The organism is Ilumatobacteraceae bacterium, from assembly GCA_033344875.1.
In the GTDB taxonomy this organism is placed as follows: Bacteria; Actinomycetota; Acidimicrobiia; order Acidimicrobiales; family Ilumatobacteraceae; genus Ilumatobacter.
Map to the genome: position 1 here is coordinate 3,540,610 of JAWPMO010000001.1, position 26,526 is coordinate 3,567,135.

Sequence of the window (26,526 nt, forward strand, 5' to 3'; positions counted from 1 at the left end):
CCCGGTACCGCCGTTGGCGTTCGAGGTGTCTTCCCCCGCCCAAGACTCCTCGTCCGGGGACGAGGACGCTTCGGGCGCTCCCATCCATCCCGCTAGGGTTTGTTGGGGCGGACGGCTAAGGGGGCATGCCAAAGAATCCCACTGCTTGTTCCCGTCGAAGGGAGCGGATGAGTTGACGGACAACTCCACTTTCGCTGCGGCACTTGCACGATCGCGCGATGTCGTGATGTTCTTCACGGCCGACGGCACCATCACGTGGGTCAGCGAGGGTTCGAGGACCGTGTTCGGCGTCGCCCCGGCCGAACTCATCGGTCAGAACGGGTTCGGCATGATCCATCCCGACGATCGAGAGAGGGTGTTGGGTGAGTTCGCCGGGCTGGAGCGGTTGGGCGACGCTGTTCGGACCGAGTTCCGGGTCGTTCTGCACAACGGTGAGACGCGCTGGGTCGAGGAGATCGCTGCCAACTACCTCGCCGACCCGACAGTTGGTGCCGTCGTCGCGAACCTGCGTGACGTCACCGACCGTCACCGTGCAGAAGAGGCAGTGGTCTTCCAGGCGCGACTTCTGGCTGCTGTCGGGCAGCCGGTGTTCGCGACCGACACGACCGGTCAGGTCGTCTCTTGGAACGACGCTGCGTGTGCGTTGTTCGGCTGGAGTTCCGACGAGGTCGTGGGGCAGAACATCTCCGATGTCATACCGGTCGCTACGGAGAGCAGCAGTTGGGCGGCGATCATCGCGACCCAGAGTCTGACGAACGACACATGCTCGAGCGAGTTCGACGTTCATCGCCGGGATCAGGAGGTCGTTCCGATCGAGCTCACGACGACGCCGTTGTACGACGAGGCGGGTGCGTTGAGCGTCATCATCGGTACATCGACCGATCTCACCGAGCGAAGGAGGTCGGAACAGCTGCAGACGCGCCTGTCGGCGATCATCGAATCGTCGACCGATGCCATCTTCTCGGAAGATCTCGACGGGCGGATCCTCACGTGGAACCAAGCCGCAGCAGATCTGTTCGGTTACACAGCTGCGGAAATCATCGGCCGCTCTGCCGAGTGTCTGGCACCACCGCAGCTCCGGTCCGAGATCGGTTGGTCTCTGCGCCGCATTGCCTCTGGCGAGGCCTTGTCGAATCGTTCCACTGTTCGGCGTCGCTCCAACGGGGAGGACTTCAATGCGTCCGTGACCGTGTCGCCGGTCCGAGATCGTGAAGGCCGGGTCGTGGCGGCCTCGCTCATCGTGCGCGATGTGACCGATCAGGTGACGGCTCTCGAGGAACTCGACGTGGAACGTCGCCACCTCGCAGCCGCGCAAGAAGCCGCCCATCTCGGAAGCTTCGAGATCGATATGAAGACCGGAAAGGTCCGCCGCTCCGATGAGCTCTGGCGAATCTTGGGCCTCGAGCCGGACCCAGACTTGGGAATCGACTTCAGTCACATTCATCCGGACGATGTCAACCAGGTGCGGTCGGCGCTCGAGGGTGCATTCAAGGGAGACACGGATGTGGGACTGATCCACCGCATCGTGCGCCCCGACGGTGAGATTCGATGGGTCCAGTCGCGTCGCGTCCATGTGTACGGCACCCAGGCCGGGATCATTTCCGGCACCATGCTCGACATCACCGAACGGCGCACCGCTGAAGCCACGATCGAGCACATCGCATTCCACGACGCGCTGACCGGCTTGCGCAACCGGGCCTGGCTCGAGTCGCCACACGGCAGGCCCGCCAGCGACGACACCTGGCTCGCTGCGCCCAGAGTTGTGGCGCTCATCGACATCGACAACTTCGCAGCGGTCAACGACAGCATCGGCACTCGATCAGCCGATGCCGTCTTGCAGCAGGTCGCCGCTCGTCTGGCAGCTGGAGCCGGCGAGTCAGCGATCCTCTGCCGATACGGCGGCGACGAGTTCGTCGTCATCGACGAGGACGACGAACCGGATGCTCTCGTGCAACAAGTCTGTTCCACGTTCGACGCGCCCGTCCAGGTCGGCCATCGCTCGATCACCCTGACGGCCAGCGTCGGAGCCAAACTGGTCGAACCGGCCGACACGCTCGAGACCGCTATCCGTGACGCCGGCACAGCACTCGCTCACGCTCGACGAACCCACACCGCGAGCGCGATCTTCAACGAACGGCTTCGAGTCGAACAGCGACGTCGTCAGCAGATTCAACTCGGCCTCGAGACGGCCTTGGACGGCGAACAACTCTCCCTGGTCTTCCAGCCGATCGTGACGCTGGATACGCAGCAAGTGGTCGGATTCGAATCGTTGCTGCGATGGGACCACCCCACGCTCGGACGTGTCGCTCCGAGCGAGTTCATCCCAATGGCCGAACGCACCGGGATGATCGTCTCCGTCGGCAATTGGGTCATCCGTCAGGCCCTGGCTCAGATCGCATTCTGGCGCTCCGCCACCCCCGCGAACAGGCACCTGTGGGTGGCGGTGAACCTCTCCGCTCGGCAGCTCGAACAGCCGAGTCTCGCCGAGCAACTGCGTGAGGCGATCCGTGACGCCGGGGTCGCTGCCGATGCGTTGCATCTCGAGGTCACCGAAAGCCTGCTCATGGCAAACATCAGCGATGCGTCCACGACGCTCTCCAAAGTTCGCGACGTCGGCGTCCGGATCAGCCTCGACGACTTCGGCACCGGCTATTCGTCACTGAGCTATCTCAAGGACCTGCCGATCGACGCGCTCAAGATCGACCGGTCGTTCATCGCCAGTGACGGGTCGCGAACCCAGACGACGCCCATCATCCAGACCATCGTCGATCTCGCTGACAACCTCGATCTCGACGTCGTCGCGGAAGGCGTCGAGACAGCACAGCAGTTGGCCATGCTGCTCGAACTGGGCTGCCACTACGGACAAGGATTCCTCTGGAGTCGCGGCCTCGACCCCAGCGATGCGACCGAATGGCTGAAGAACGCGAGGGCGCCCGGGTTTGCTGCCGGGCCCGGTGACAACTGATCTGGACTGCCTCGGACAGGGCAGGGCCTGCGTGTTGCTCGGCGCGGTTCACCCTCATGAACCGGGCCGCACAACAACCGTCTCGAGTTCCCAAGCAGTCGAGGCAGGGCCAGCCACGCCAAGAGTGGCCACACGGCAGATGCAGCTTCCGACCGGGTGCCCTCGTGGAGCGGGTGAGGGGCATCGAACTCCGGTACTCAGCTTCGGAAGCTGAGAGTCGGACATTCCGAAGTGCCTGCACAGGCCGCGTTTCGCCGGTCAGGCGGTGGTGGCGCGGCATGACCCGGCCGACGCCGGCTGTTACATCGGTCGGGTCATGCTTCGCCGGAGCGACCAGGCGCCGACGACGACCAGGCCGGCGGCCATCACGGCGAGCGCCGCCAACTGGGGTGCGATGTCGGCCAGGGCGCCGCTGCGGCGCTGGATCTCGGCGAACGCCTCGTAGCCCCAGGAGTGGGGGGAGATCATGGCGACGGTTCGCATGCCGTCGGGGAACAGTTCGAGGGGGAACATCGCCCCGCCGAGCGCCGCCAGGACCAGTCCCAGTCCGATGCCGAGCCCGTTGGCGGCGCCCTCGTTGTCGAGTGTCGTGCCGAGCAGCATCGCTGCGCCGGCGGCGACCAGGCTGAACAGGGCCAGCACCAGCAGCGACAGCCACACGGTGCCCCAGTTCACGGCGAACAGCAGCGCCGAGGCGACCATGATGTAGGCGCCCTGGAAGAAGGCGATCGCCCACCGTCCGGCCGTCACGCCGGCGACCAGCTGGGTGGTGGAGACGGGGGCGGCGAGCATGCGCGACACGACCCGCTGGCGACGGGCCTGGATGAGCGTGGCCGCCCCGGTCAGTGACGACAGGAACACGAACAGCAGCAGCTGGCCGGATGCACCGAAGTCGAACTGTCCGAGCCCGTCGAACTCCTCGCTGAGCTCGTCGGTGCGGGCCACCTCGAGTTCCGGTTCGCTCAGCTCCGCCCTGGCCCGCGTCAGCGCCGCCTCCGCCGCTGCAGGGTCGACGCCCGCCCCGGCCAGCGCCGCTACCTGACTTTGCTCCGAGCGCACCGCCTCCACCGCGGTGCGGACCTGTTGCTCCACCGCCTGCGTCCTCGCCGACGCGCCTCGCACGACCTCCAACGACACCGGCTCGCCGGTGTCGTGTGCGCCCGCCGCCCCGTCGTCCACCTGGACCGCCACGTCGATCCGGCCCCGGGCCAGCTGCTCGAGCGCACCGTCCCAGTCGCCGCCGCTGACGCGCACGTCGTCGTCCTCGAGTTCGTCGACGAGCTGGTCGCGCAGCGCGCTGTCGTCCCCGACGACCGCCACGCGGCCGGCGTTTGCGCCCTCGCCGAACTGGGCGCCGATCAGGGCGACGAGCAGGAGGGGGAAGATGAAGACGAAGAAGATGTTGGAGCGGTCGCGCAGGAACCGTCGCAGCTCGATCCCGGCAACGGTCACGACGTTCCTCACGACATGTTCCTCACGACAGCGCACCCCTGTCGGGAACGAGACGTGAGAGTCCGATCGTCACCGCGGCGAAGCCGAGCATGATCGCGATCGGCACGCCGAGGTCGGCGATGCCGCCGCCGGCGGAGGTGATGCCGAGCCCGCGCAGCAGGGCCGCGACCGGGTTGAGGTCGAGGATCGTGGCGAGCGTGCCGGTGGCGCTCACCGGGATGAAGGCGCCGCCGCCGATGCCGAGCACGAGCGCGACGATGGCGGTGGCGACGCCGGCTTGTTCGCTGGTGCGGGCGATGCGCACGACGAGGAACATCACCGACACACCCGCCGCGGTGGCGCACACGACCAACACGAACACCGGCAGGGGTGACCCGAAGTCGGCGTCGAAGAGCCACCCGCCGGCGGTGAGCAGCACCGAGGTCGAGATGACCCCGAGAATCAGGCTCATCAATGCCTTGCCGGCGACGATGAACCATTGTGGTATCGGCATCGATCGCAGCCGGGAGAGGGTGCCGTTCTCCTTCTCGATGAGAAGTCCGGTGACGCCGAAGCCGACGGTGAACAGCAGGAACAGCCCGGCCTGTCCGGCGACGAGTGCGGCGCCGGAATCGAGCTGTTCGCTGGCGGCCTCGCCCTCGACGAGGTCGTAGGCGGGTCCGCCTGCGGCCGCTTGCTCGGCGAGCCGGCCGACCTGTTCAGGTGGCACGCCTTCGGCGGCGGCCGCGCCGGCGGCGACGGCGCCGGCGTGCGACCGGTCGAGTACACCGTCGACGACCGACAGCACGATGTCGGTCTCGAGCTCGGCCGACCCGCCGCGCAGTGCCTCCACCGTCACGGATGCGCCGGTCTGCACCGCCCGCCCGAACCCGTCGGGCAGCAGGATCGCAACGTCGGCCTCGCCGGTGTCGATCCGTTCACGGGCCACCGACACCGGCAGGTCGGAAACGGTGACGTCGAAACCCTCCCCGTCGAGTGATCGGATCGCGTCGACGACGACCGGTGCCATCTCGTCGTCGGTGGACGAACCGACCGCTACCGCGACGGCCCTGAGCTCGAGCTCGTCGGTGTCGCCGAACACGAGGTTGAACACGAACATCAAAGCGAGCGGCACTGCGAGGGCGAAGATGAGGACCGACCGGTCGCGGATCCGTTGGCGGAGGTCGGACGCCGTGAGGATGAGGAGCCGTCGCATCAGTCGCGCAGCGCCTTGCCGGTGAGGTGGAGGAAGACCGACTCGAGGTCAGGTCGCGTGATCTCGACGTCGGTGAGCGCGACGCCGGCCGACGCCGCGCAGCCGACGATGTCGGCGACGTGGGTGGGTGCGTCGTGGGCGGTGAGGGTGAGGGTCTGGCGGTCGAGGTCGACCCGCTCCACGCCGTCCACCTTGGCAAGCGCGGTTCGGGCGGCGGCGAGGTCGCCCGAGCCGCGCAGCCGGATCGTGTCGACGCCGCCGGTCAGGCGGATCAGCTCGTCACGGGTGCCCTCGGCCTGCAGCGTGCCCGAGTCGATGATGCCGATCCGGTCGCAGAGCCGTTCGGCTTCCTCCATGTAATGGGTGGTGTAGAGCACGGCCATGCCCTCGACCGACAGTGCCTCGACCGACTCGAGGATGGCGTTTCGTGACTGTGGGTCGACACCGACGGTCGGCTCGTCGAGGATCAGCAAGGTCGGCCGGTGGAGCAGCCCGATGCCGATGTTGAGCCGGCGCTTCATGCCGCCGGAGTACTCCTTGGTCGGGTCTTTGGCGCGATCGGTGAGGCCGATCAGGTCGAGCACCTCGTCGACCCGACCGTTCAGCTCGCTGCCGCGCAGACCGTGCAGCTTGCCGAAGAAGACAAGGTTCTCCCGCGCCGTCAACTCCGGGTAGATCGCGAGGTCTTGAGGTACGAGGCCGAGGTGCCGCTTCGGCTCGATCGCCGACGGCGTCATTTCGTGTCCGCACACGGTGACGGTGCCGTCGTCGGCAGCGAGCAGCCCGGCGATCATCGAGATCGCGGTGGTCTTGCCGGCCCCATTCGGCCCGAGCAAGCCGTACGTCTCGCCGTGAGCGATCCGGAACGACACACCGTCGACCGCCGTCAACTCCCCGAACCGCTTGAGCAGCGACTCGGCGCGCAACACGTCAATCTGCTCGACCACATCGCTTCCTTCCCACCTCGGCGACGCGACCAGCGTACTTCGCGACAGCTGAGGCATCAGGTTGATCTCGTTCGAGAAGACCCCGACCACGAGTGTGGCCGCCCCATCTGAAGATCTACGTCGTTGGCGACACCGTGGCGTCCGCGATCCGCCGAACGGACGCTCCCGGTTGGGTCGGCATCGGATCGATGCCAGCCGTCTTCGTGATCGTGATCGCGCGCCGAGGTGCCCTGTCCGATGGCCCTGGCTGGTCGGGCTGGTCAGCGGGCCATGCTGGGTCGGCGGAGCGCATCTCGGATCGGGACGCGGGCGCCGGTGCGCAGGATGGCGTTCATGTAGATCCGTCCTGCGAGGCGGATCATGGCCCAGATCGTCGCGACGGTGAGAACCGTTGCGACGCCGACCTCCCAGAGTTGGGCGTCTCCCGCGGCGATTCTCACGGGCATCGCGAACGGGGCGAACGGTGGGAGCAGAGACAGGACGACCGACAGCGTGCTCGACGGGTCGGGATTGACAACGAACAGTCCTGCGAAGTATCCGATCATCACCACTGCGAGCATCGGGGATTGGGCGCTCTGGGCGTCTGCTTGGCGTGAGACGAGCGAGCCTGCTGCCGCGTAGCCGACGGCGTAGAGCGTGAAGCCGAGCAGGAACCAGCCGACGACGCCGACCGTGCTGGTGGCGACGCCGCCGGGCAGGTCCGGCAGGTTGCCCGCGATCGCCGCGGCCGCTGCGACGACGGCCACGACCGTGCAGAACTGGATGAGTCCGGCGATTCCGTTGCCGATCACCTTGCCGGCGAGAAGTTCGCGAGGGTGGACCGTCGACACGATGATCTCGACGACACGATTCGACTTCTCCTCGAGCACGCTGTTGAGGATCCAGCCGCAGTACGTGACGATGGCGACGAACAATGCGAGCACTCCGGCGAACCCCACGACTTGTCGGGCGTCGTCATCGCCGACCTCGCCGACCTCGCGAACCGAGACTCGGGCTGCTCCCTCTGCGTTCTCGGCGATCAGGTCGGCCTGTCGGACAGCGGTCGTGAGCAAGGCGGCCAGCCGATCATCGGCGGATGCGTCCACGACGATCTCGTTGGCGTTGATGATGACGGCGTCGACGTCGTCGCCCGCTGCGAGCGCGTCGGCATCGGCGGTGTCGGTCTGTCGGATCGAAATCGTCGCCGGATCGCTGTCGTCGAGAAGTTGCAGCGCCTCCTGCGTGCCCGGCGGGGCCTGCCCGGTGACCGCAATCGTCCACTCCGGGCCATCAGGCTCGGGTAGCAACTGTGGTGCGATCACGACGAGGACACCGGCCAGGACGATGACCAGGCTGCCGAGCTGGAAGCTGCGGGATCGCACTCGGGTGAGCAACTCACGACGAGCGATGAGGCCGACGCTGCGGACAACGTTCACGAGTGCACAACCTCCCGGTAGAGGTCCGACAAGTGGGGTGGTTCGTATGCGAACTGCCTGACGTCGCCGATCTCGCCGAGTGCGTCGAGGAGGCGTGCCGGTTCAACGTCAGCGGCGACGGCCAGTCGAACGATCCCGTCACCGTCACCGAGTATCTCGACGTCGGGCACGCGTCGTTGTAGATCCTCGGTCGAGACGCGATCGGTGAATGCGACCTCGACCCGTCGTTGGCCTCCGCGGGCCTGGACATCCTCGAGCGATCCGGACAGCACGTCGTGTCCTTCGTCGATGATGACGACGTCGTCGCAGTGTGACTCGACCAGGTCGAGCTGATGGCTCGAGAACAGCACCGCTGCACCTCGCTCGACCTCAGCACGCAGCACTGCGTGCATCGCGTCGACGCCGAGCGGATCGAGACCGGCGAACGGCTCGTCGAGCACCAGCAGATCTGGATCGTGTACCACGGCCGCAGCGAGCTGCGCCCGTTGCTGGTTCCCATGCGACAGCTCTTCGAGCCGATCGTCGCCCCGGTCGCTGAGACCGACCTGGTCGATTCGGCGCTGCGCAGCCGCAGTGGCGTCATCGCGAGCGACACCATGGAGACGCGCCAGATGAACGAGCTGCTCGCACAGGGACATCTTCGGGTACAACCCGCGCTCTTCTGGCATGTACCCGAAGCGAGCCCGCTCGGCCCGACCGATCGACGCGCCGTTCCACGACACCGAACCGGCATCCAACTCGACCAACCCGAAGATCGCCCGCATCGCGGTGGTCTTCCCCGAGCCATTCTGACCCAACAGACCGACCTGTCGCCCTCGATCCACGGCGAACGAGCAACCGTCCAATGCGACCACGGATCCATAGCGTTTCTCGAGCTGCTGCGCCTTCAACATCGACGCCACCCCTACCCGCGTTCGGTCAGCGCCATTCCCGTCCGGTCGTCTCTGCATCTGCTGAACCGGGTCGCCGCGGTCACACGGACGACCGGTGGTTCAGCGGCCCGAATCGGGCTCTGACCAGCGGCAACGCTTAGGCGCATCGCCGGTCGTACCGGGACTGTCAGATCCGCGGTGTAACTGGTCTGGCCTGAAACGCTGAGCGACCCGCTCGGCGAGAAGGACAGGCAACGATGACAGACCATGATGTGGCGGTGGCGACACCGTCGGACGACACGAATGAGCAGCGGCCGGATCGGTCGCTCGCGGAGCAGCTCGTCGACCAGGCCAAAGCCGACGGGCGCAGCCTCGTCGGGCCGGGAGGCTTGCTCGCGGATCTGACCAAGCAGGTCCTCGAGACCGGGTTGGAGGTCGAGATGGACGACCATGTCGGCTATCCGAAACACGCCGTCGAGGGCCGCAATCACGGCAACAGCCGCAACGGGACGCGTTCCAAGACGGTGATCACCGAGATCGGTCCGATCGAAGTTGACGTGCCCAGGGATCGTGACGGCACGTTCGAGCCGTTGACGGTGCGCAAGGGTCAGCGCCGGCTCGACGGGGTCGACTCGATGGTGATCTCGTTGACTGCGAAGGGGCTCACGACCGGTGAGATCGAAGCCCACCTGGCCGAGGTGTACTCGACGAACATCAGCCGTGAGACGATCTCGAAGATCACCGACCGGGTGCTGGGCGAGCTCGCCGACTGGCAGAACCGGCCCCTCGACCGGGTGTATCCGGTGGTGTTCATCGACGCGATCGTGGTGAAGATCCGCGACGGCCAAGTCGCCAACCGGCCCGTGTATGCAGCGATCGGTGTGACCGTGGATGGTCAACGCGACATCCTCGGGTTGTGGGTCGGCACCGGCGGCGAAGGCGCCAAGTACTGGCTCCAGGTCCTCACCGAGATCAAGAACCGTGGCGTCGACGACGTGTGCATCGTCGTCTGCGACGGGTTGAAGGGTTTGCCGGAGTCGATCGAAGCGACCTGGCCGTTGGCGATCGTGCAGACCTGTGTGCTGCACCTGCTGCGCAACACGTTCCGGCTCGCCAGCCGCAGAGACTGGGACAAGATGGCCCGCGACCTGCGACCCGTGTACACCGCCGTCAACGAAGCCGACGCAGCAGCACGCCTCGACGAGTTCCACACCATCTGGGGCAACCGCTACCCGGCCATCAAGACGCTCTGGGCGAACGCATGGGCCGAGTTCGTGCCGTTCTTGGACTACTCACCCGAGATCCGCCGAGTGATCTACTCGACCAACGCGATCGAGTCGCTCAACGCCAGGTTCCGGCGGGCGACCAGGGCGCGTGGGCACTTCCCCAACGAGCAGGCCGCCATGAAATGCCTCTACCTCGTGGTCCGTTCGCTCGACCCGAAAGGCACCGGCCAAGAGCGATGGATGAACCGCTGGAAGCCCGCCCTCAACGCCTTCGCGATCACCTTCGAAGGCCGCCTCTTCTGAGGCTCTACGATCCCCAACAACAATGACCAGCCAGATCAGTTACACCAACGATCTGACAGTCCCGTCGTACCTCACCGGTAGGGCACGCCGCCGCTGGGCCGGATGGAGGAGATCTCGAAGAACAGCCATCTACCAGGAGTTCTTGAGCGGGTGAGGAGAATCGAACTCCCGTATTCAGCTTGGGAAGCTACACGGCGGATAGTCCCGAAGTGCCTGCACACGCAGAGTTTTCCCTGGTAGTCGGCGAGAAACCGAGGACGGCAGGTCAGTGCGTTGATGCGTTCTGATGCCGTCTGTTGTGTTCTGTTCTAGGCACGTTGTAGGCACGACGACGCTACGTTCAACCTGACTCCCCGGCGATCTTTGTCAGTCTGCAGCGTGAGCATGCTCCGGTGGGAGGCCGGTCGGTCGCATCGGTCCGAGTGACAAGCGTCTGTACGTGTGAGCGCTCGTCGCGGCTCACAGCATCGCGCCGAGGTCGGAGGTGACGGTGGGGTAGTTGGCGGTCATCGATTTGAGTTGCCGGGTGGTGAGGCCGAGTTTGATGGCGAGCGCGCAGAAGTTGATGAGTTCGCCGTATTCGGGGCCGAGCATGTGCGCCCCGACGATCGTGTCGCTGGTGGTGTCGACGAGGATCTTCACCGCCGCGGTCGTTTCCCCGACCCGATAGTTGGAGTACCAGCCGCTGGTGTCGCTGTATCGGACATCGACGTCGATGCCGGCGTCGACGGCCTCGCTCTCGAGCATCCCCACCCGGGTGAGCTCGGGGATCGTGAACACCGCCGTCGGGACCCCGGCGTACTCGGGGATCACGGTGGACGACTTCAGCATGTTCGACGCCGCGACCTTGCCTTCGAACACCGCGACCGGCGTGAGAGGCATGCCGGCGGTGTCGGCGGAGTCGCCGGCCGCGTACACCGCGGCGTTCGTGACGCTCTGCAGGTGTCCGGCGACTTTCACCCCGCGCTCTCCGTATTCGACGTTCGCGGCCTCGAGCCCGAGCCGGGAGAGCTCCGAGATCCTGCCGGCGCCGTGCACGACCAGGTCGGCGTCGAGCGTGGTCTGCTCGCTGTCGCGTTCGACGGTCACGACGGATCCGGAGCCGTCGGTGTCGACCGACACGACCGACGTGTCGGTGCTGACCTCGATGCCGACGTCGGTGCTGCGGTCGATGAGCAGGTCGACGAGGTCGGGGTCGAACCCCTTGAGCGGTCGTGGGCCATGGTCGATGATCGTCGGGCGGGCCCCGGCGCGCGCCGCGATGTGGGCGAACTCGAAGGAGATGAACCCGCCACCGACGAACACGATCCGTTCGGGCAGTTCGTCGAGGTCGAGGAAGGCGGTGCTGTCGATCAAGTGGTCGGCGCCGGGGAAGTCGAGCGGTCGCGGTCGGGCTCCGGTGGCGATCAGGAAATGCTCGGCGGTGTATCCGTCGCCGTTGATGTCGAGCGTGTTGGGGCCGGTGAAGGTGGCCGAGCCGTGGAGCGTGTCGACGCCGTTGTTGTCGAGGCCCTTCTCCATGTTCGCCGGGACGGGTTCGGTGAAGCCGAGCTTGTGCTTCATGAGATCGTTCCAGTTGATGTGCAGGCCGTCGGCGTCGATGCCTTTGCCGGTCATGAGGCGGGCGCTGTCGATGATCTCGGCGCCGCGTCGCAGGATCTTCTTCGGGTCGCACCCGCGGAGCGCGCACGTGCCGCCGTAGGGGAGTTCGTCGACGATCGCCACGCGCCAGCCCGCGGCGGCGCACTTGTTGGCAGCGGCGTTGCCGGCCATGCCGGCGCCGATCACGATCAGGTCGTAGTGGTTGGTGTCGTTGCTCATCAGTGGTCTCGTGGCGCTTTCTGGTGGAGGGGCGGTGACCAACGGGTGTGGGCATCGGTCAGGCGGGCGTGTGTTGGTCCAAGCTCTGCAGGGTCCGGTGAACGTCGGCGAGGCAACACTGACGGCTCGGGTTCAGGTGCTCACACGCGCACGCGCTGTCGGCGACGGCAGCTTTGATGGACGTCTTGATCTGGCTGACGCCGCGATGCGCCTCGAGGTCGTCACGGAGCGCGTCGGCGGTGTGGGCGAAGCAAAAACACACCGGTGTTTCCTTGTCGGTCGCCTTCAGACCGACCTGTGTGCTCACCGAGCCGGCATCGACGGTGTCCCCGCCGAAATAGAAGACGACCGCGCAGTGCTCGTTCGCGCAATGCTGCCAATCACCATGAGCGGCGTCGGTCCGGTGGGGGCGCACCGTTGCCGAGCCGATGATCGGCCCGTCGTGGCCGCACGCGGGGCATGGCTGTGCATCGGTGTCGGACGTGCTGCAGCAACTGTTCATGACGCTTCCTGTTTCGTTGTCGGAGGGTCGGCGTGAGCGAAAATGGGTTCGCGCCGTTCGTGGTCGTGAGCCTCCACTGTAAACATTGCTCTGTAGGAGAAGGTCAAGCCCGGATTCGATGTTTCCCGCGCCTTCTTCTGCGGGAGAGGGTTGGGTACGCTGCGTTCGTGCGCATCGGACAGGTAGCCGAAGCCCTCGGCCTCCCCACGCGAACGATTCGCTTCTACGAACGGCGAGGCTTGCTGCCCAACCCCGAACGGTCAGCGAACGGCTACCGCGTCTACCAAGACGCCACGATCGAGCGGTTGCGATTCATCAAGAGCGCGCAGGCCGCCGGTCTCACGTTGGCGGAGATCGGTAGCGTCATCGATGTCCGCGACGGCGGCGACGCTCCGTGCGAGCACGTCGAGCGCCTGCTGCGATCAAAACTCGAAGCCGTCGAGACGCGACGACGCGAACTCGAGACGCTCGAAGGGGAACTGAACGTGCTGCTGGAGCGGAGCCGACGACTCGACCCTGCCGACTGCGCCGACCGCGACGTCTGTCACATCCTCAACTCGACCCACCAATAGAAAGGGTGAAGTCGAAGCGTGGCGTCGGAGCCTTTTGACCGCTCATTCGGTGCCCGGATCGTCGGTGGTCCCGGTCAGGCGGCACGGGGGGCGTACATGATCACCGCAACACCCACGAGGCAGACCGTGGCGCCGACCATGTCGTAGCGGTCGGGTCGGAATCCGTCCGCGATCACGGCCCACAGCAGCGATCCGGCGACGAACACACCGCCGTAGGCGGCAAGAACTCGACCGAAGTTCGGGTCGGGCTGGAACGTCGCCACGAAGCCGTACCCGGCGAGCGCCACGACACCGATCCCGATCCAGCCGATACCGCGATGCTCGCGGACGCCCTGCCAGATCATCCACGCCCCGCCGATCTCCAAGATCGCGGCGGCAACGAACAACAGGACCGAACGCAACGTGTCAGGCATGCGACCGACGGTATCCCCCACCAGTTCGCGCCTGAGGCTGGAGTCGTCGCTCGGCCGCGCGAAGGTGAGCGGCATGAACTCAGTCGCACGGGCGCACTCGCTTCGCCGAGGCCGTCGGGCGCGCAACCGGGGCGTTCGCCGGGCGCTGGTCGGCGCCGTTGCCGCGGTCGGGCTGAGCGCCGCCGCGTGGTGGTGGACACGTTCGCGGGCGCCATACGTCGCGTCTTGGCGACGGTCGTCCCTACCGTTGCGGACCGACCGCGCGTTGCCGGCGAGGGTCGGGGGTTCCGGTGATCCGACGTTTCTCGTGCTCCACGGTGTGGGTACGACTGCGGACTGTTTCGGGGCTGGCTTCGACCGGCTGGCCGAACACGGCCGGGTGGTCATGCCGGATCTGTTGGGTTTCGGTCGGGCGATGGACTCGACCCGGGACCATTTCGACGTGGTTGATCACCTCAAGGCCCTCGACGAAACCGTGCGGGAACTCGGCAGCGGTGGCCCGGTCGTGGTGGTCGGTCACTCACTCGGCGGCGCGCTCGCGTTGCGGTGGGCGGCCCACAACGTCGATCAGGTCGCCGGAGTCGTGGCCTGGGGACCACCCCTCTATCTCGACGGCGACCGCGCCCGCGCCGAGATCTCGGGCGCGATGCAACGCGCTGTCGCCATCGACACGGATCTGGCGGCGTGGCTGTGCGCCCGCATGTGCAGGTATCGACGGATCGCGGCGGCGATCGCCGTCATGTCGAGCCCGGCAACTCCTTCGGTGTTGGCTCGTCAGGCCGTGCTGCACACCTGGCCGGCCTACCGAGACGCGCTCCGCCATGTGGCCTTCGACACCGGTTGGACGTCCGCGTTGCAGACGTTGAATGATCGCGGCGTGCCGGTGCGGCTCGTGTGGGGGTTCGAGGACCGCATCGGCGACCCGGATGCGATCGCGGCGCTGGCAACGACGATGTCGAACGTAGAGATCGTCCGTGTGCCCGGCGACCACCGCGCCCCTTTGATCGACCCGGGCGGTGCGGTCGACGAGATCGTCGCGATCGCCAACAGCTCGAACATCGCATGAATCGCTGGTGCCACATCAGATGCTCGAAGCTCCAGCAAGATCGCAGAACCGTCGTCCGTAGGTTTGGCCTAGCTGCCGACATCGGGGTTCGCAGCTGACTCCGTAGCTCTGTCAGACGGGGGAAGACGTCGGCGAAGGATTCGGTGGCGCGCAGATCGAAGCGGGGATACAGCCACGTAGCCGACATCGCCGAGGGATCTGCGTCGTCGACGACTGGGGATGTGGGCGGCTGCCGGCACCCAGCCATGCCGATCACGGACGGATTGCGGCCGCCTTCCGAAGCGTGATCATGCACTACCCGATCCGTTGCGTGGGCGTGGTCGTTGGCGGGTGGTGTCGGGTTCTGTTGAGTCGAGGTTCGTTGTGAGTCCGACGGTGGCTGCCGCGAGGAGGAGAGCTGCGGAGATGAGGTAGACGAGGCGGACGTCGGAGACGTCGACGACGAGGGCGCCGAGCGCGAGCGAGACGAGCCGCGCGCCGTTCCAGAGGACGTCGTAGAAGGCGAATGCTCGTCCTCGGGTGTCGGCGGGTACGAGTGTTTGCAGGGTGGTTTGGTAGGCGATCATGCCGGTGCTGGTTGACATGCCGTAGATGGTGAGGGCGCCGCCTGCGACGAGGGGGTTGGCGACGGTTGCGAGTGTGAGGTCGACGCCGCCGCGGACTGCGAACGGTCCGAACAGCCAGCGCTTGTCGCCGGCGCTGATGAATCGGCGCAGGAACAGTGGGCCGGCGGCCGCGCCGACGCCGATCGCGGCGAGCAGGGTGCCGAACCCGCCTGGTCCGACGCCGAGCCAGCGGTCGGCGAGCACGACGAGCAGGCCGCTGGTGGCCCCTGCGGACATCGATGCCAGAATCTGTACGACTGCGAGGCGGGTGAGGAGAGGATCGGCTCGGACGGTATGCACCCCGGCGAGCACTCCGTTCCAGCCGCGTCCGGTTGTATCCGCGCGAACGCGTCCGGCTCGCAGGCCCGCCAGCAGGAGCGCTGACGCGATGAAGGTGGCGGCATTGATCAAGAACGCGATCTCAACACCGAAAGCGGCGATCATGAATCCTGCGACAGGCGCGATGGCAATCTGGGCGATGACGGCTGCGGTCCACATGGCGCTGTTTGCCTCGATGATCTCGTCGCCGTCGACGACTTCGGGGAGGAGTGATGCCGCTGCTGGGTTGAACAGCACGGCACCCATGGAGAGTCCGAACGCCACGGCGTAGGCCATCGCGACGGAGTCTGCGGATGTGACGAGTGCGATGGCGACTGCGGCGCGGAACACGTCGGCTCCGACCATGAGCATGCGACGAGGGACACGGTCGGCTGCGAGCCCGGAGATGGGACCGATCAACAGGACGGGCAGGACCTCGAACATGACTGCGCCGGCAACGCCACGTCCCGTGCCGGTGAGTTCGAACACGAGCACGACGAGCGCGACGGTGTTGAAGGCCTCGCCGGCCCGTGACACGGAGTGAGCGAGGAACAGGCGACGGAACTCGCCTGAGGAGCGCAGAAGCTTCAACATGCCATCACAACGACAGCGAACGTCGCAGTCGAGGGTGTGCGCCGATCATCCCGTCGCCCTCCAGCGCGTCCCATTGTCGTTTCGGCGGGCCCTTTTTGTCGCGTCGGAACGGGACACGCGTTGCTCGACCTCGGTCTGCATGGACATAGAGGCTGAGGAGGTTGGTTGTTCAGCTTCCGGCCTGCTGGTGCGTCGGGTTCGTCGTTGATGATGCCGGCGAGCGCTGAGGCGGCGGCGCTGGCGAACATGGCTGTTCGGAATGCGTCGAGTAGTTCGGGTACGGGGATGTCGAGGTCGAAGCTGCTGATGGCAGGCAGGGCGGCGATGGCGACCACGCCCGCTGTGCGGACAATGGCGGTGTTGACGCCCGACGCAAGAGTTTCGTGGCGATCCTCGATGCCGAAGACGGCGATCCCGACCGACACGAGATGCTCTCGTAGAAGCGGACGGTCTTGGGGTTGACGCCGAGCCGGTCAGACAGTTGCCCGATGCGCATTCAGGATCCTCCCGGTCCAGGCTCGACCGTCCATCCAACTGCTGCTCCAAGGGCCGGGCCGCCATCACGACTCGCGGCGACACGTGCGTCTCGCGTCGAGCGACGTCGGTAGGCGTCGTGGTCGTCGATCGTCATCGGCGAAAGCGGTAGAGGCGGATGCTGTTGAGGACGACGGAGACGCTGGAGAACGCCATGGCGCCGCCGGCGATGATCGGGTTGAGCAGGCCGAGTGCAGCGAGTGGTATGGCGGCGGTGTTGTAGCCGAAGGCCCACACGAGGTTCTGGAGGATGGTGCGGAACGTGCGCCGGGAGAGGCGGATGGCGGTGGCGACGCCGGTCATGTCGTCGGACAGCAGCGTGATGTCGGAGGATTCGATGGCGACATCGGTGCCTGTGCCGATGGCGATGCCGAGGTCTGCCTGGACGAGTGCAGGGGCGTCGTTGATGCCGTCGCCCACCATGGCCACGACCTTGCCGTCGGCCTGCAGGCGAGCGACTTCGGCGGACTTGTCGGCGGGGAGCACCTCGGCGAGGACGGTGTCGATGCCGACCTGGGCGGCGATGGCCTCGGCCGTGCGTTGGTTGTCGCCGGTGATCATCGCCACGGTGACGCCGAGGTCGCGGAGTGCGGCGATGGCTGCGGCGGCGTCGTCTTTGACGGTGTCGGCCACCGCGATCACCCCGCGTGCTTCGCCGTTCCAGCCGGTGAAGATCGCAGTCTTGCCCTCGGTCTCCATGCGGTCGGCCGCTTCCTCGAGTGCGTTGGCGATCGAGAGACCGTCTTGTGCCATCAACTTGCGGCGGCCGACCGACACGACGCGTTCGTCGATGGTGGCGCGTACGCCGTGGCCGGTGACGGACGTGAACTCCGCGACGGTCGGCAGGCCGAATCCTCGCTCGCGAGCTGCCGCGACGACGGCGCGTCCGATCGGGTGTTCCGAGGCGTCTTCCACGGCGGCAGTCAGGATGAGGAGTTCGTCCGGGTCGGCGCCGGGGGCGGGTTCGAGATCGGTGAGGCTCATCTCACCCTTGGTCAACGTGCCGGTCTTGTCGAAGATGACGGTGTCGACGCGCTTCGAGTTCTCGAGGACCTCGGCGCCCTTGATGAGGATGCCCATCGACGCACCCCTCCCGGTGCCGACCATGATCGCCGTCGGCGTGGCTAGTCCGAGCGCGCAGGGGCAGGCGATGATGAGCACCGCCACGGCGGCGACGACACCGTCCGCCGGTTCGCCGACTGCGAGCCACCAGACCAGGAAGGTCGCGATCGCGATCGCCATCACGATCGGAACGAAGATGCCCGAGATGCGGTCGGCCAGGCGTTGGACGGGCGCCTTCGACGCCTGGGCCTGCTCGACGAGTCGGACCATCTGTGCCAGGGCGGTGTCGGATCCCACCGCAGTCGCTCGGATGGTGAGGGCTCCTTGGGTGTTGATGGTGGCCCCGGCCACCCGGTCGCCGGTGGACTTGTCGACGGGTACCGACTCGCCGGTGAGCATCGACTCGTCGACCGCAGAAGCGCCCTCGACGACCTCGCCGTCGACGGGAACCTTCTCGCCGGGGCGGACCCGCAGTAGATCGCCCACGTTCACGTGCTCGATGGGCACGGTTCGTTCCGTTCCCTCCACGATCACGGTGGCTTCCTTGGCGCCCAGCTCGAGCAGGGCGCGAATCGCGCCCGACGCCCGCTGTTTGGCCCGGGCTTCGAAGAAGCGACCCAGGACCAGGAACGCGATGATCAGCGCAGCTGTGTCGAAGTAGAGATCCCCACCGGTGAACAGCCGGACCGTCGAGAACACGAACGCCGCCAACGTGCCGATGGCGATCAGCGTGTCCATGTTCGCCGTGCGGGCCTTCGCCCGTTCCGCAGCAACCGCTAGGAACGGCCAGCCGACGAAGAACTGCACCGGAACCGTCAACGCGGCGATCGTCCAGCGTGCCCAGTCGTCTTCCATGAAACCCAGCGAGAGCACGAGCGTCGCGAGCCCGAGCGGCCATGCGATGAGGACCCGTCGCCACCAAGTCGCCTGTGCGGCGGCCTCTTCATCTGCGTGCGCGTCGGCCTGTTCGAGGCTGGTGAGCCCGTAGCCGATCTTGTCGACGGCGGCCGTCAAGTCGTCGATGTCAACGGCCGAGGGGTCAAACGCGACGTGAGCCTTGCCGGTCGCGAAGTTGACGCTGGCGTCACGGACACCGTGATGGCGGCTCAGTACCTTCTCGACCCGCGCGGCGCACGAACCGCACGTCATTCCCTCGACACCGACGTCGAGCTCGGACACCTCGGACGGGGTGGCGTCGGTCGTGGTCATACCGACACCTCCTCGACGGTCGGCGCTGGTTCCAGCCCGACGGAGGGCGGGCCCGGGTCGAAGCGCAACGCCTCCATCAGTTCGTCGACGATCTCGCCGGTACGACCAGCCTGCATCGCAGCCGCGACGCACGTCTCGAGGTGGTTCCGGAGCATCAGCCGGTTCGCTCCTTGGACGGCGCCCTGCACGGCCGAGAGTTGCTTCATCACGTCGGGGCAGTACGTGTCGTCCTCGACCATGCGGATCACCCCGTCGAGATGACCGCGAGCGTTCTTCAGTCGGCGCAGTACAGCGCTTTGATGTTCAGCTTTCATGACGCATACCCTACCCACCCGGGGGGGGGTTTGCCACTCCACGTGCTGCCACCACCTGTCCGGTGCCCTCGCCCTCTCGGGTCTGCTCCGCGACATCGTGCCCGATTCTGCGAGGCGTCGAAGCCGACGATTCTCGGAACTCCGGGAGCATGACTCGCCCCTACACTGGGTAGGAGTTGTTATCTCTGCCCCGCAGAGCGAGCAAGGATCGGAGTTGTAGGAATAATGAATGGAGACGACATGATGAGCGGCTGGATGGGTGGTTGGATGCTCCTGTGGACGTTGATCGGATTTGCCGTCCTCGTCCTCGTGATCGTGGGGACGATCTGGCTGGTCCGAAACATGGATCGCGGCAGATCGGCCGAGAATGCTCGCCAGGAACTCGACCTACGCTTCGCGCGCGGACAGATGACCGCCGAAGAATACGACCAGAGCCGGGAGCGCCTCCGTTCGAGTTGGCAGCTCGACTTCGCACGAGGTCACCCGCAACGAGGCCAACGCGCTCACCCAGGGCCTCGTCGTTGCGGCGGCATCGTGATCGGCAACCGTTCACGCCACAGACGGGAATCGAACCGGGATGCCATGGGTTCCTCGCAGGACATCGACAGGCGATGACCTGCTCACGGTTCCGGACACCCGCCGCCGGTGCCCGTTCGCCCACTACGCCATGTAGGTTGAAATCTCAAGAGAGCGAGGCACTGCGCACCCGACATGAAACGACACCGACGACATCGCGAACACGACCCCGAACTGCAGGCGATGTACACGCGCCGCCGATTCCTGGTCGCGAGCGCAGCCGCCGCGGTCCCGCTCGGGGCGTGGTGGAGCCTCGGGAGCGCGACCGGGACGACCGGTGCCGAGAATGAGCCCGCCATCCCGACACCGGATGCGACGGGCGCGACGACGTCGGCACCGCCGACGCCAACTCCGGAGTCCACGGCCGTCGAGCCGGCACCGACGCCACCCACGTCGACCGTGCCAGTGCTCGACCACGAGTTGGTCGAAGGGATGGTGGAACCCGAAGTCGAGATCCTGCAGCAACGGTTGACCGACCTCGCGTTCGATCCAGGCCCGATCGACGGGTACTTCGGGGCGTCGACGCTTCGTTCCGTCTGGGCCTTCCAGAAGCTCGTGATGGGGATTCCACGAGAGGATGCAGACGGCATCGTGACGCCCGAGGCATGGGCACGACTGCACGACGAGGTGGTGACCGACCCGCGACGCACCCCGGGCGGGACGCACCTCGAGATCTACCTACCCGAACAGGTCGCGGTGCTGTTCATCGACGGCCGTGCTCGCGTGATCTCCCACGTCTCGAGCGGCGAGGGTGTCGAGTGGTGCGACGAAGTGACCGTCGACCTCGACGACGGCACCACCGAGACAAAGGGCATCTGCGGACGATCGGTCACCCCCGGCGGCGTGTACCACTTCGAACGCAAGGTCGAAGGATGGCGCAACGCCAAGCTCGGACGGCTCTACAAGCCCGTCTACTTCAACTACGGGATCGCCATCCACGGTGCGTCGAACGTCCCGAGCTACCCCGCCTCGCGCGGGTGCGTTCGGTACCCGATGCACATCGCCGACTACATCCAGGACCTCGTCGAGATCGACGACATGGTGTACGTCTTCGACGGCGTCGAAGAACCCGAGCACTACGGCGCCCAACCGATGATCTTCGACTGGCCCGACCCCGACTACACGACGACCACCACGTCGACGACGACCACGACGACTACGACAGTGCCGGAATCCACCACGACGACGTCACCCCCGACCACGACCACATCAACGCCAACCACGACGACAGTCAGCCCTCCGGCCACGACGCCGCCCACGACTCAACCCGGGTCGTAGGGCCGCGCGCTGATCGGTCCGTACCGGCCGGGCGGTCGCTCACGGACATCGGCGTCCCTTCCATCGACGAAACGCCAAGACGGTTCTCCGATGGCATTCCGGCGCCGAACCTCTCGTTGGAGCGGACCGTTTTCTACCGGGTTGCAGACTTCCGATCGGGAGTTAGTATGGCCTACATCGTGTAGGTGTGAGGCGAAGCGATTCGCGGAAGGGATCGAGCGATGAGGATGTGCATCGACAAACGGGTCGTGATCGGTTTGGCAGCCGTCGCCATCGGCATCTTGGTGGTCGCGCCTCGGGCTCTCGGCGCTGCGCTGCCGCTGCTGATCGTGCTGATCTGTCCACTGTCGATGCTGTTCATGATGCGAGGAATGAGCCGCGGTCAAAGCTGCGCCGCCGGCGACTCGCAGGCGGCATCTGGGGACGGTCGGCAAGCAAGCAGCCCGTCGGACGCAGGCGAAGCGGAGTTGATCCAACTGCGAGCCGAAGTCGATCAACTGAGGGCGGACATTCGAGACCGCGAGGCCGCACAGACCGTTCAGCACGAGCACGACGGCCCCAGATCATGATCTCCTGAGTGCCCCGGCGCCGCGCGCCGGTGTCACAGCGGCCGTTCTCACCTCATCGAGGTTGATCTGCCAGCATCGCGTCGATGCGTGCACGGAGACCGTGTGCATCGATCTCGCCGGTCTGGTCGACGATGATGCCGTCGGGTGTGACGAAGAGGGTCATCGGGTAGCTGATCGGGTCAATCTGTTCGATGAAGCGGAGCTCGTCGTCGCGGTACAAGTCGTAGCCGATCCCGGCCTCGGCGGCGAGCGCGAGCATCGTGTCGACGTCGTCGACCGGATTGATGCCGACGAAGCGCACGAGGTCGCGGAGCTCGGCATGGACCGTGGCGACGTCGGCCAGCGCCCGAACGCACCGTCGACAGCTGGAGTACCACAGGTTCACGACGAGTATGGGCCCGACGAGCGAACCCGTGCGCACCGTGCGCCCGTCGACACCGCTCACCTCGACGTCCGGCAACCGCTCACCCACTCGAGAGAGACGCTCAGGTGCCGGCACGGCGTACTCGCCCGGTTGATCAAGCCGTACGTCGATGTCGTCGCCGCTGTACAGGACGTGCGCGCCCAGCCCGCCACCGATACCGACCACGAGCGCGGCGGCGAGTGAGATCGCAACCATCCGCGCCCGGCGCAGGCGTCGGCTCGGCGTCCCCGGGTCGCGGCCCGCGCTCTGCTTCAACTCACCGGTCTCGGGTCAGTTCGCGGCGGAGTCGGCGTTCGGAGAGCCGCCCGAACGCGAACGGCTGGCCGTCGACCAGCACGGCCGGCGGGAACGCCATCCCGGAGGCAACGGCAAGGCGCTGACCTTCTGGTGTGGCCAGGGCGAGTTCCCGGACACTGATGTCGAACTCGCCGCTGAGCCGGTCGAGTATCTCTTTGGCGTGATCGCACAGCGCGCAGCTGGGCTGGGTGAGCACGGTGATCTGCACGGTCACGTCGCGGGTGAGTCGCCGAGCCCGGCGCTCAGGTCGGCCAGCAGGTGCTCGTTCGTGACGTACATCGTGTAGTCCGTCTCGGCGCCGCCGTAGTCACCGCGCCACAGAATCTGGCCGTCTGGGCCGACCACGATGAAGGTGTGCCCGTACATGCCGGTGCCCATCATCCCGTACTGGTTCGCGGTGTACGACGGCCCGAGCGACACATCGGGGTCCGACAGCACGACGCTTTCGAGGCCTTCGTCGTCGACCTTCCGGCGCAACAGGTCGATCGGGTCGACGGTGATGCCGACCATCTCGTCGATGCCGAGTTCACGGTATGCCGCGAAGTTGTCTTCGATGGTGCGCATCTGGTCCCAGCACGGCTGACACATGATTCCTTCCTGGAAGTACAGCATCACTGTCTTGTCGGCGCCGTCACGGCCAAGATCCCAAGTCCCACCGTCGACGGACGCGAGGTTGATGGGTGGCGCCGCTTGGCCGGGGCCGGGTCCGCCGACGACGAAGGCGGGCCCGCCGTCTACGCCGGCTGTCGAGTCGTCCTGCGATCGGGCGACGAAGAACAACACGGCGGCGGCAACCGCGAGCACGATGCCGATCCGGGTCCACAGGCGCCGAGCGGCGCGGCGCCGCTCCGCCCCCTGAGTTTGGGCGCGGCCCGACGGTTGCGGGGCCGTCGAGGGTCGGTCGTTGGTCGAGGTGCGGGTACTCATGTATCTCTCCTTGTTCACGATCTCTGGTCGGCAGCCGATGGCTCGTCGGCCGTGTCGCCATCGATGCTCCGAGGTTGGGCGTCGTCGAGGGATTCGCGTACGGCGCGGCGGGCGAGGGAGACGATGGCTGCGAGAAGCACGGCCACCACGAACCAACCGGGGACGTTGTCGATCCACGACAGCGCGACGCTGGCGTAGTGCTGAAGACGGGCTCCCGTGCGCGCCTGCCATCCGCCTGGTGTCATCGTCGTCCCGGTGAACGCTAGCGCGATGACGAGCGCTCCCATGCCGAGCAGCAGGACTCCGCTGATCAGGGTGGTGACCTGCACGGACCGTCCGCGAGCCAACCAGCCGAGCGACACCGATCTCCCTCCCAACAAGGCGCCGTTGCCCCAATCGTAGCGCTCCCACAACAGCGCGATCACGAACAACGGCGCCACCATGCCGAACACATACCCCACCCCGATCGCCAGCGCTGCTGTGAACGTCGCAGTGGCGCCCGACAGTGCGACGACACCGGCCAGCACGGGTGCGCAACAGGCGCTGGCGACGCCCGAGAACGCGCCCAGCGCGAACACCGATCTGGGACCGCGATCGGTGCTGGCGCGCATGCCTGGCATCGGCAATGACGGCTTCCAGCCGACGATCATCGCCGCGCCCATCGCGAGCATCAGCGTCCCGCCCACGAGGAAGATCGGCGTGTGGTAGTCGATGACGAGCCGCGTCACCGCCGAGGCGCCGAATGCGATCGGGAGGATGACCGCCGCGACGCCCGCGGCGAACACGAAGGTCATCGCCACCAGCGCGCGACGTTGCCGGAAGGACGTGGCGAAGTAGGCGGGCAGCATCACCGAAATGCAGCACGGGGCGAACAACGCGACCATGCCGCCCAAGACGGCAGCGGCAATCGATGTTCCCGTCAGGATGTCACCCATGTGACACCCGTCGGGCGGAACGGCGCACGACTGCGAACTCTTGGCTGGGCATGCCCGCACGCTATCACCTACACTCCGTAGGTATATGGAGGTGTTGCTGCTACCGATCGCCGCCGTCGTGGCCGGCTTCATCTCGTTCAGTTCGCCGTGCTGCCTGCCTTTGATCCCCGGCTACTTGTCGTACATGTCGTCGCTGCCGGTTTCGGAGTTGGGTCGGCGTGAGGCGCGAGGCGTGGCGTTGCGCGCATCAGTGTTGTTCGTGGCGGGCTTCACGACGGTCTTCACTGCATTGGGGGTGTCGGCGGCGCTGGTCGGGTCGGTGCTGCTGCGTAACCTGCCGGTGATCGTGCGGGTGTCCGGCGTGATCATCATCGTGATGGGGTTGTCGATGCTCGGGATCTTCCGGATCCCGTTGTTGTATCGAGAGCGGCGACTCGATCTCGCCCGGATCCCGGCCGGCCCGAGATCTGCGTTCCCTTTGGGGATGGCGTTCGCGTTCGGATGGGCGCCGTGCATCGGGCCGGTGCTGGCGACGATCCTGGCGACCGCGGCGGCCAGCCAAACCGTGGCCTGGGGCGGGGCGCTGCTGATGCTCTATTCGCTGGGGCTCGGTCTCCCGTTCATCGCCCTCGCACTCGGCTTTCACCGGGCCCGAGGTTCGCTGAGCTGGTTGCGCCATTACGGGCGCACGATCGAGGCAATCGGAGGCGTGATGCTCGTCGTCGTCGGCATCATGTTCGTGACGGGTGTCTGGCGGGCCATCTTCATCCCGCTGCAACGCATGTTCGCCGAGTTCGGGTGGCCGCCCATCTGAAAAGGCGACATGACACCGTGGTGTCATACGACGGGCCCGTGCCATTGCAATGTTGCCGATCGTCGCGAAATGTGCACGCTCGGCGCAGACGTCGCACGTTTCGCGCGCGATCGCTCAAGAGCGTTACATCGCCCAGCACCGATATGATTCAGGCGGTGGAGTCACCACTAGAGCCTCCGTACACGATCGCCACCGCAACGAAGCTCTTCTGCAGCTTCGCCGATCAGACCCGCCTCGCCATCATCACTGTTCTTGCTGGCGGCGAGCAACGGGTCACCGACATCGTCGAAGCGCTCGGCGCGTCGCAGGCCAACATCTCCGGGCACCTCAAATGCCTCAAGGAGTGCGGCGTCGTCATCGACCGACGCAGCGGCCGTGAAGCCTTCTATCGAATCGCGCACCCCGAGGTAATCGACGTGCTGCGCTCAGCGGAACGGCTCCTCGAGATCACGGGCACCCGGATCGAGCTGTGTCCCAACTACCTGCCCCAATCGAGCGCGTCATGACCGTCAGCCGGTTCCATGTGCCGGCGATGGACTGTGCCGCCGAAGAGCAGCTCGTGCGCATGGCCCTCGCCGACATCGACCTGATCGACCAAATCGAGTTCGACGGTGACCGACGCGATGTGCTCGTCGCTCACCAGTCCAGCGCTGACGCCATCGGCGCCGCACTAGAACCGTTGGGACTCGGTGCTCGTCACGTCGACGACAACAGCGACATCGGAACCGCCGACCGGTCCGGACGAGAACGAAACGCGCTGATCATCGCGCTGGTCATCAACGCCGGGTTCTTCGTCGGCGAACTCACCGTCGGGCTGATCAGCCGCTCGATGGGGCTCATCGCCGATGCACTCGACATGGGCGCGGATGCCAGCGTCTACGCGCTCAGCCTCGCCGCGGTGGGCACCGCAGCCGCTCGCAAGAAGCGACTCGCGCGCATGAGCGGTTACCTCCAGCTCGGACTCGCCTCCGTCGGACTGATCGAGGTGATCCGTCGGTTCATCGTCGACACCGAACTCCCGGACCCCACCTCGATGATCGTGCTGTCCGCACTGGCCCTCGCCGGCAACATCGTCACGCTGGTCGTCCTGCACCGGGTCCGTTCGGGCGAGGTGCACCTGCAGGCGAGCTGGATCTTCACCGCCAACGACATCAAGGTCAACGCGCTCGTGATCGCCGCCGCGATCGGCGTCATCGTGTTCGACTCCGCCATCCCCGACCTCGTCGCCGGCGCGTTCATCTTCGGTGTCGTCGCGAACGGCGCCCGCCGCATCCTCGGCCTCAGCCGATGAACACGACGCCGCCTCCGACATCGATGAGTC

Annotated in this window: 25 protein-coding genes and 1 tRNA gene; 10 read left to right on the top strand and 16 right to left on the bottom strand. The window is 66.4% G+C overall.

Translation table 11 applies throughout. The annotated features are described in order from the left end of the window. Window positions 1-25: 25 nt before the first annotated feature. Window positions 26-2,965 (top strand): EAL domain-containing protein, encoded by a 2,940-nt coding sequence (locus tag R8G01_16690; GenBank protein MDW3215640.1) that lies wholly within the window; start codon window positions 26-28, stop codon window positions 2,963-2,965. A 300-nt stretch (window positions 2,966-3,265) separates the two neighbouring features. On the opposite strand, the gene R8G01_16695 is transcribed toward R8G01_16690, so the two are convergent. The 5 genes from R8G01_16695 to R8G01_16715 all read right to left on the bottom strand — a co-directional run bounded on the left by R8G01_16695 (window position 3,266) and on the right by R8G01_16715 (window position 8,867). Then, window positions 3,266-4,429, bottom strand: coding sequence for an ABC transporter permease (locus tag R8G01_16695; protein MDW3215641.1), 1,164 nt, complete (start codon window positions 4,427-4,429; stop codon window positions 3,266-3,268). Window positions 4,430-4,439: 10 nt separating this feature from the next. Then, window positions 4,440-5,612 carry an ABC transporter permease gene (locus R8G01_16700; GenBank protein ID MDW3215642.1) on the bottom strand — a complete coding sequence of 391 codons (1,173 nt, stop codon included), beginning with the start codon at window positions 5,610-5,612 and terminating at the stop codon, window positions 4,440-4,442. Beyond that, window positions 5,612-6,559, bottom strand: coding sequence for an ABC transporter ATP-binding protein (locus R8G01_16705; GenBank protein ID MDW3215643.1), 948 nt, complete (start codon window positions 6,557-6,559; stop codon window positions 5,612-5,614). The genes R8G01_16700 and R8G01_16705 overlap by 1 nt, the downstream gene beginning before the upstream one ends. A 260-nt stretch (window positions 6,560-6,819) precedes the next feature. Next, a complete protein-coding gene (locus R8G01_16710; GenBank protein ID MDW3215644.1) occupies window positions 6,820-7,974 on the bottom strand; it encodes an ABC transporter permease in 1,155 nt (384 codons plus the stop codon). Continuing rightward, window positions 7,971-8,867, bottom strand: a complete 897-nt coding sequence (locus R8G01_16715) for an ATP-binding cassette domain-containing protein (protein MDW3215645.1) — start codon at window positions 8,865-8,867, stop codon at window positions 7,971-7,973. The genes R8G01_16710 and R8G01_16715 overlap by 4 nt, the downstream gene beginning before the upstream one ends. Window positions 8,868-9,103: 236 nt before the next feature. On the opposite strand from R8G01_16715, the gene R8G01_16720 reads away from it, so the two are divergent. Next, window positions 9,104-10,375 (top strand): IS256 family transposase, encoded by a 1,272-nt coding sequence (locus R8G01_16720; GenBank protein ID MDW3215646.1) that lies wholly within the window; start codon window positions 9,104-9,106, stop codon window positions 10,373-10,375. A 145-nt stretch (window positions 10,376-10,520) separates the two neighbouring features. Here the strand turns inward: R8G01_16720 and R8G01_16725 are convergent. The 3 genes from R8G01_16725 to R8G01_16735 all read right to left on the bottom strand — a co-directional run bounded on the left by R8G01_16725 (window position 10,521) and on the right by R8G01_16735 (window position 12,503). Beyond that, window positions 10,521-10,598: transfer RNA gene (locus R8G01_16725), tRNA-Gly, on the bottom strand. A 236-nt stretch (window positions 10,599-10,834) separates the two neighbouring features. Beyond that, window positions 10,835-12,196 carry an NAD(P)/FAD-dependent oxidoreductase gene (locus R8G01_16730; GenBank protein MDW3215647.1) on the bottom strand — a complete coding sequence of 454 codons (1,362 nt, stop codon included), beginning with the start codon at window positions 12,194-12,196 and terminating at the stop codon, window positions 10,835-10,837. 58 nt (window positions 12,197-12,254) lie between these two features. Continuing rightward, window positions 12,255-12,503 (bottom strand): hypothetical protein, encoded by a 249-nt coding sequence (locus tag R8G01_16735; GenBank protein MDW3215648.1) that lies wholly within the window; start codon window positions 12,501-12,503, stop codon window positions 12,255-12,257. Between the two features lie 362 nt (window positions 12,504-12,865). Between R8G01_16735 and R8G01_16740 the strand changes: the two genes are divergently transcribed. Then, window positions 12,866-13,270 (top strand): heavy metal-responsive transcriptional regulator, encoded by a 405-nt coding sequence (locus tag R8G01_16740; protein MDW3215649.1) that lies wholly within the window; start codon window positions 12,866-12,868, stop codon window positions 13,268-13,270. A 74-nt stretch (window positions 13,271-13,344) separates the two neighbouring features. Here the strand turns inward: R8G01_16740 and R8G01_16745 are convergent, their stop codons facing one another. Beyond that, window positions 13,345-13,683, bottom strand: a complete 339-nt coding sequence (locus R8G01_16745) for a YnfA family protein (protein MDW3215650.1) — start codon at window positions 13,681-13,683, stop codon at window positions 13,345-13,347. Between the two features lie 73 nt (window positions 13,684-13,756). Between R8G01_16745 and R8G01_16750 the strand changes: the two genes are divergently transcribed. Then, window positions 13,757-14,749: an alpha/beta hydrolase gene (locus R8G01_16750; protein MDW3215651.1), complete on the top strand. Its 993-nt coding sequence runs from the start codon at window positions 13,757-13,759 to the stop codon at window positions 14,747-14,749. Window positions 14,750-15,036: 287 nt separating this feature from the next. Here R8G01_16750 and R8G01_16755 read toward each other — a convergent pair whose 3' ends face one another. The 3 genes from R8G01_16755 to R8G01_16765 form a co-directional block, all read right to left on the bottom strand. Beyond that, window positions 15,037-16,266, bottom strand: a complete 1,230-nt coding sequence (locus R8G01_16755) for an MFS transporter (protein ID MDW3215652.1) — start codon at window positions 16,264-16,266, stop codon at window positions 15,037-15,039. Between the two features lie 627 nt (window positions 16,267-16,893). Further along, window positions 16,894-19,071 (bottom strand): heavy metal translocating P-type ATPase, encoded by a 2,178-nt coding sequence (locus tag R8G01_16760; GenBank protein ID MDW3215653.1) that lies wholly within the window; start codon window positions 19,069-19,071, stop codon window positions 16,894-16,896. Continuing rightward, window positions 19,068-19,385 carry a metal-sensitive transcriptional regulator gene (locus R8G01_16765; protein MDW3215654.1) on the bottom strand — a complete coding sequence of 106 codons (318 nt, stop codon included), beginning with the start codon at window positions 19,383-19,385 and terminating at the stop codon, window positions 19,068-19,070. Before R8G01_16765 ends, R8G01_16760 begins: the two co-directional genes overlap by 4 nt. 240 nt (window positions 19,386-19,625) lie before the next feature. Here R8G01_16765 and R8G01_16770 point away from each other — a divergent pair, with 240 nt between their 5' ends. From R8G01_16770 to R8G01_16780, 3 genes are all read left to right on the top strand, one after another. Next, window positions 19,626-20,000, top strand: coding sequence for a hypothetical protein (locus R8G01_16770; protein ID MDW3215655.1), 375 nt, complete (start codon window positions 19,626-19,628; stop codon window positions 19,998-20,000). 96 nt (window positions 20,001-20,096) lie between these two features. Further along, the gene (locus tag R8G01_16775; GenBank protein MDW3215656.1) at window positions 20,097-21,239 is read left to right on the top strand and encodes a L,D-transpeptidase family protein; all 1,143 of its coding nucleotides are present in this window, start codon (window positions 20,097-20,099) and stop codon (window positions 21,237-21,239) included. A 248-nt stretch (window positions 21,240-21,487) separates the two neighbouring features. Further along, complete coding sequence (locus R8G01_16780) at window positions 21,488-21,808, top strand: DUF2933 domain-containing protein (protein MDW3215657.1); 321 nt, start codon at window positions 21,488-21,490, stop codon at window positions 21,806-21,808. A gap of 52 nt (window positions 21,809-21,860) precedes the next feature. On the opposite strand, the gene R8G01_16785 is transcribed toward R8G01_16780, so the two are convergent. From R8G01_16785 to R8G01_16800, 4 genes are read right to left on the bottom strand one after another with little or no spacing between them, the layout of a single operon-like run. Next, complete coding sequence (locus R8G01_16785; protein ID MDW3215658.1) at window positions 21,861-22,487, bottom strand: TlpA disulfide reductase family protein; 627 nt, start codon at window positions 22,485-22,487, stop codon at window positions 21,861-21,863. 1 nt (window position 22,488) lies between these two features. Beyond that, window positions 22,489-22,743: a hypothetical protein gene (locus tag R8G01_16790; protein MDW3215659.1), complete on the bottom strand. Its 255-nt coding sequence runs from the start codon at window positions 22,741-22,743 to the stop codon at window positions 22,489-22,491. After that, window positions 22,740-23,456 carry a redoxin domain-containing protein gene (locus R8G01_16795; protein ID MDW3215660.1) on the bottom strand — a complete coding sequence of 239 codons (717 nt, stop codon included), beginning with the start codon at window positions 23,454-23,456 and terminating at the stop codon, window positions 22,740-22,742. The genes R8G01_16790 and R8G01_16795 overlap by 4 nt, the downstream gene beginning before the upstream one ends. Window positions 23,457-23,470: 14 nt before the next feature. After that, the gene (locus tag R8G01_16800) at window positions 23,471-24,391 is read right to left on the bottom strand and encodes a cytochrome c biogenesis protein CcdA (protein MDW3215661.1); all 921 of its coding nucleotides are present in this window, start codon (window positions 24,389-24,391) and stop codon (window positions 23,471-23,473) included. Window positions 24,392-24,476: 85 nt separating this feature from the next. On the opposite strand from R8G01_16800, the gene R8G01_16805 reads away from it, so the two are divergent. From R8G01_16805 to R8G01_16815, 3 genes are all read left to right on the top strand, one after another. After that, a complete protein-coding gene (locus R8G01_16805; GenBank protein MDW3215662.1) occupies window positions 24,477-25,205 on the top strand; it encodes a cytochrome c biogenesis protein CcdA in 729 nt (242 codons plus the stop codon). Window positions 25,206-25,360: 155 nt separating this feature from the next. Further along, window positions 25,361-25,711, top strand: coding sequence for a metalloregulator ArsR/SmtB family transcription factor (locus tag R8G01_16810; protein ID MDW3215663.1), 351 nt, complete (start codon window positions 25,361-25,363; stop codon window positions 25,709-25,711). Beyond that, a complete protein-coding gene (locus R8G01_16815; protein MDW3215664.1) occupies window positions 25,708-26,496 on the top strand; it encodes a cation transporter in 789 nt (262 codons plus the stop codon). Before R8G01_16810 ends, R8G01_16815 begins: the two co-directional genes overlap by 4 nt. Window positions 26,497-26,526: the final 30 nt, after the last annotated feature.

What these genes read in the sequence shown, in the direction of transcription:
- R8G01_16795 (MDW3215660.1), bottom strand. Translation starts at nt 23,456, where the DNA reads ATGAGTACCCGCACCTCGACCAACGACCGACCCTCGACGGCCCCGCAA.
- R8G01_16770 (MDW3215655.1), top strand. Translation starts at nt 19,626, where the DNA reads ATGATGAGCGGCTGGATGGGTGGTTGGATGCTCCTGTGGACGTTGATC.
- R8G01_16805 (MDW3215662.1), top strand. Translation starts at nt 24,477, where the DNA reads ATGGAGGTGTTGCTGCTACCGATCGCCGCCGTCGTGGCCGGCTTCATC.
- R8G01_16730 (MDW3215647.1), bottom strand. Translation starts at nt 12,196, where the DNA reads ATGAGCAACGACACCAACCACTACGACCTGATCGTGATCGGCGCCGGC.
- R8G01_16700 (MDW3215642.1), bottom strand. Translation starts at nt 5,612, where the DNA reads ATGCGACGGCTCCTCATCCTCACGGCGTCCGACCTCCGCCAACGGATC.
- R8G01_16715 (MDW3215645.1), bottom strand. Translation starts at nt 8,867, where the DNA reads ATGTTGAAGGCGCAGCAGCTCGAGAAACGCTATGGATCCGTGGTCGCA.
- R8G01_16775 (MDW3215656.1), top strand. Translation starts at nt 20,097, where the DNA reads ATGAAACGACACCGACGACATCGCGAACACGACCCCGAACTGCAGGCG.
- R8G01_16800 (MDW3215661.1), bottom strand. Translation starts at nt 24,391, where the DNA reads ATGGGTGACATCCTGACGGGAACATCGATTGCCGCTGCCGTCTTGGGC.
- R8G01_16720 (MDW3215646.1), top strand. Translation starts at nt 9,104, where the DNA reads ATGACAGACCATGATGTGGCGGTGGCGACACCGTCGGACGACACGAAT.
- R8G01_16745 (MDW3215650.1), bottom strand. Translation starts at nt 13,683, where the DNA reads ATGCCTGACACGTTGCGTTCGGTCCTGTTGTTCGTTGCCGCCGCGATC.
- R8G01_16750 (MDW3215651.1), top strand. Translation starts at nt 13,757, where the DNA reads ATGAACTCAGTCGCACGGGCGCACTCGCTTCGCCGAGGCCGTCGGGCG.
- R8G01_16815 (MDW3215664.1), top strand. Translation starts at nt 25,708, where the DNA reads ATGACCGTCAGCCGGTTCCATGTGCCGGCGATGGACTGTGCCGCCGAA.
- R8G01_16755 (MDW3215652.1), bottom strand. Translation starts at nt 16,266, where the DNA reads ATGTTGAAGCTTCTGCGCTCCTCAGGCGAGTTCCGTCGCCTGTTCCTC.
- R8G01_16760 (MDW3215653.1), bottom strand. Translation starts at nt 19,071, where the DNA reads ATGACCACGACCGACGCCACCCCGTCCGAGGTGTCCGAGCTCGACGTC.
- R8G01_16765 (MDW3215654.1), bottom strand. Translation starts at nt 19,385, where the DNA reads ATGAAAGCTGAACATCAAAGCGCTGTACTGCGCCGACTGAAGAACGCT.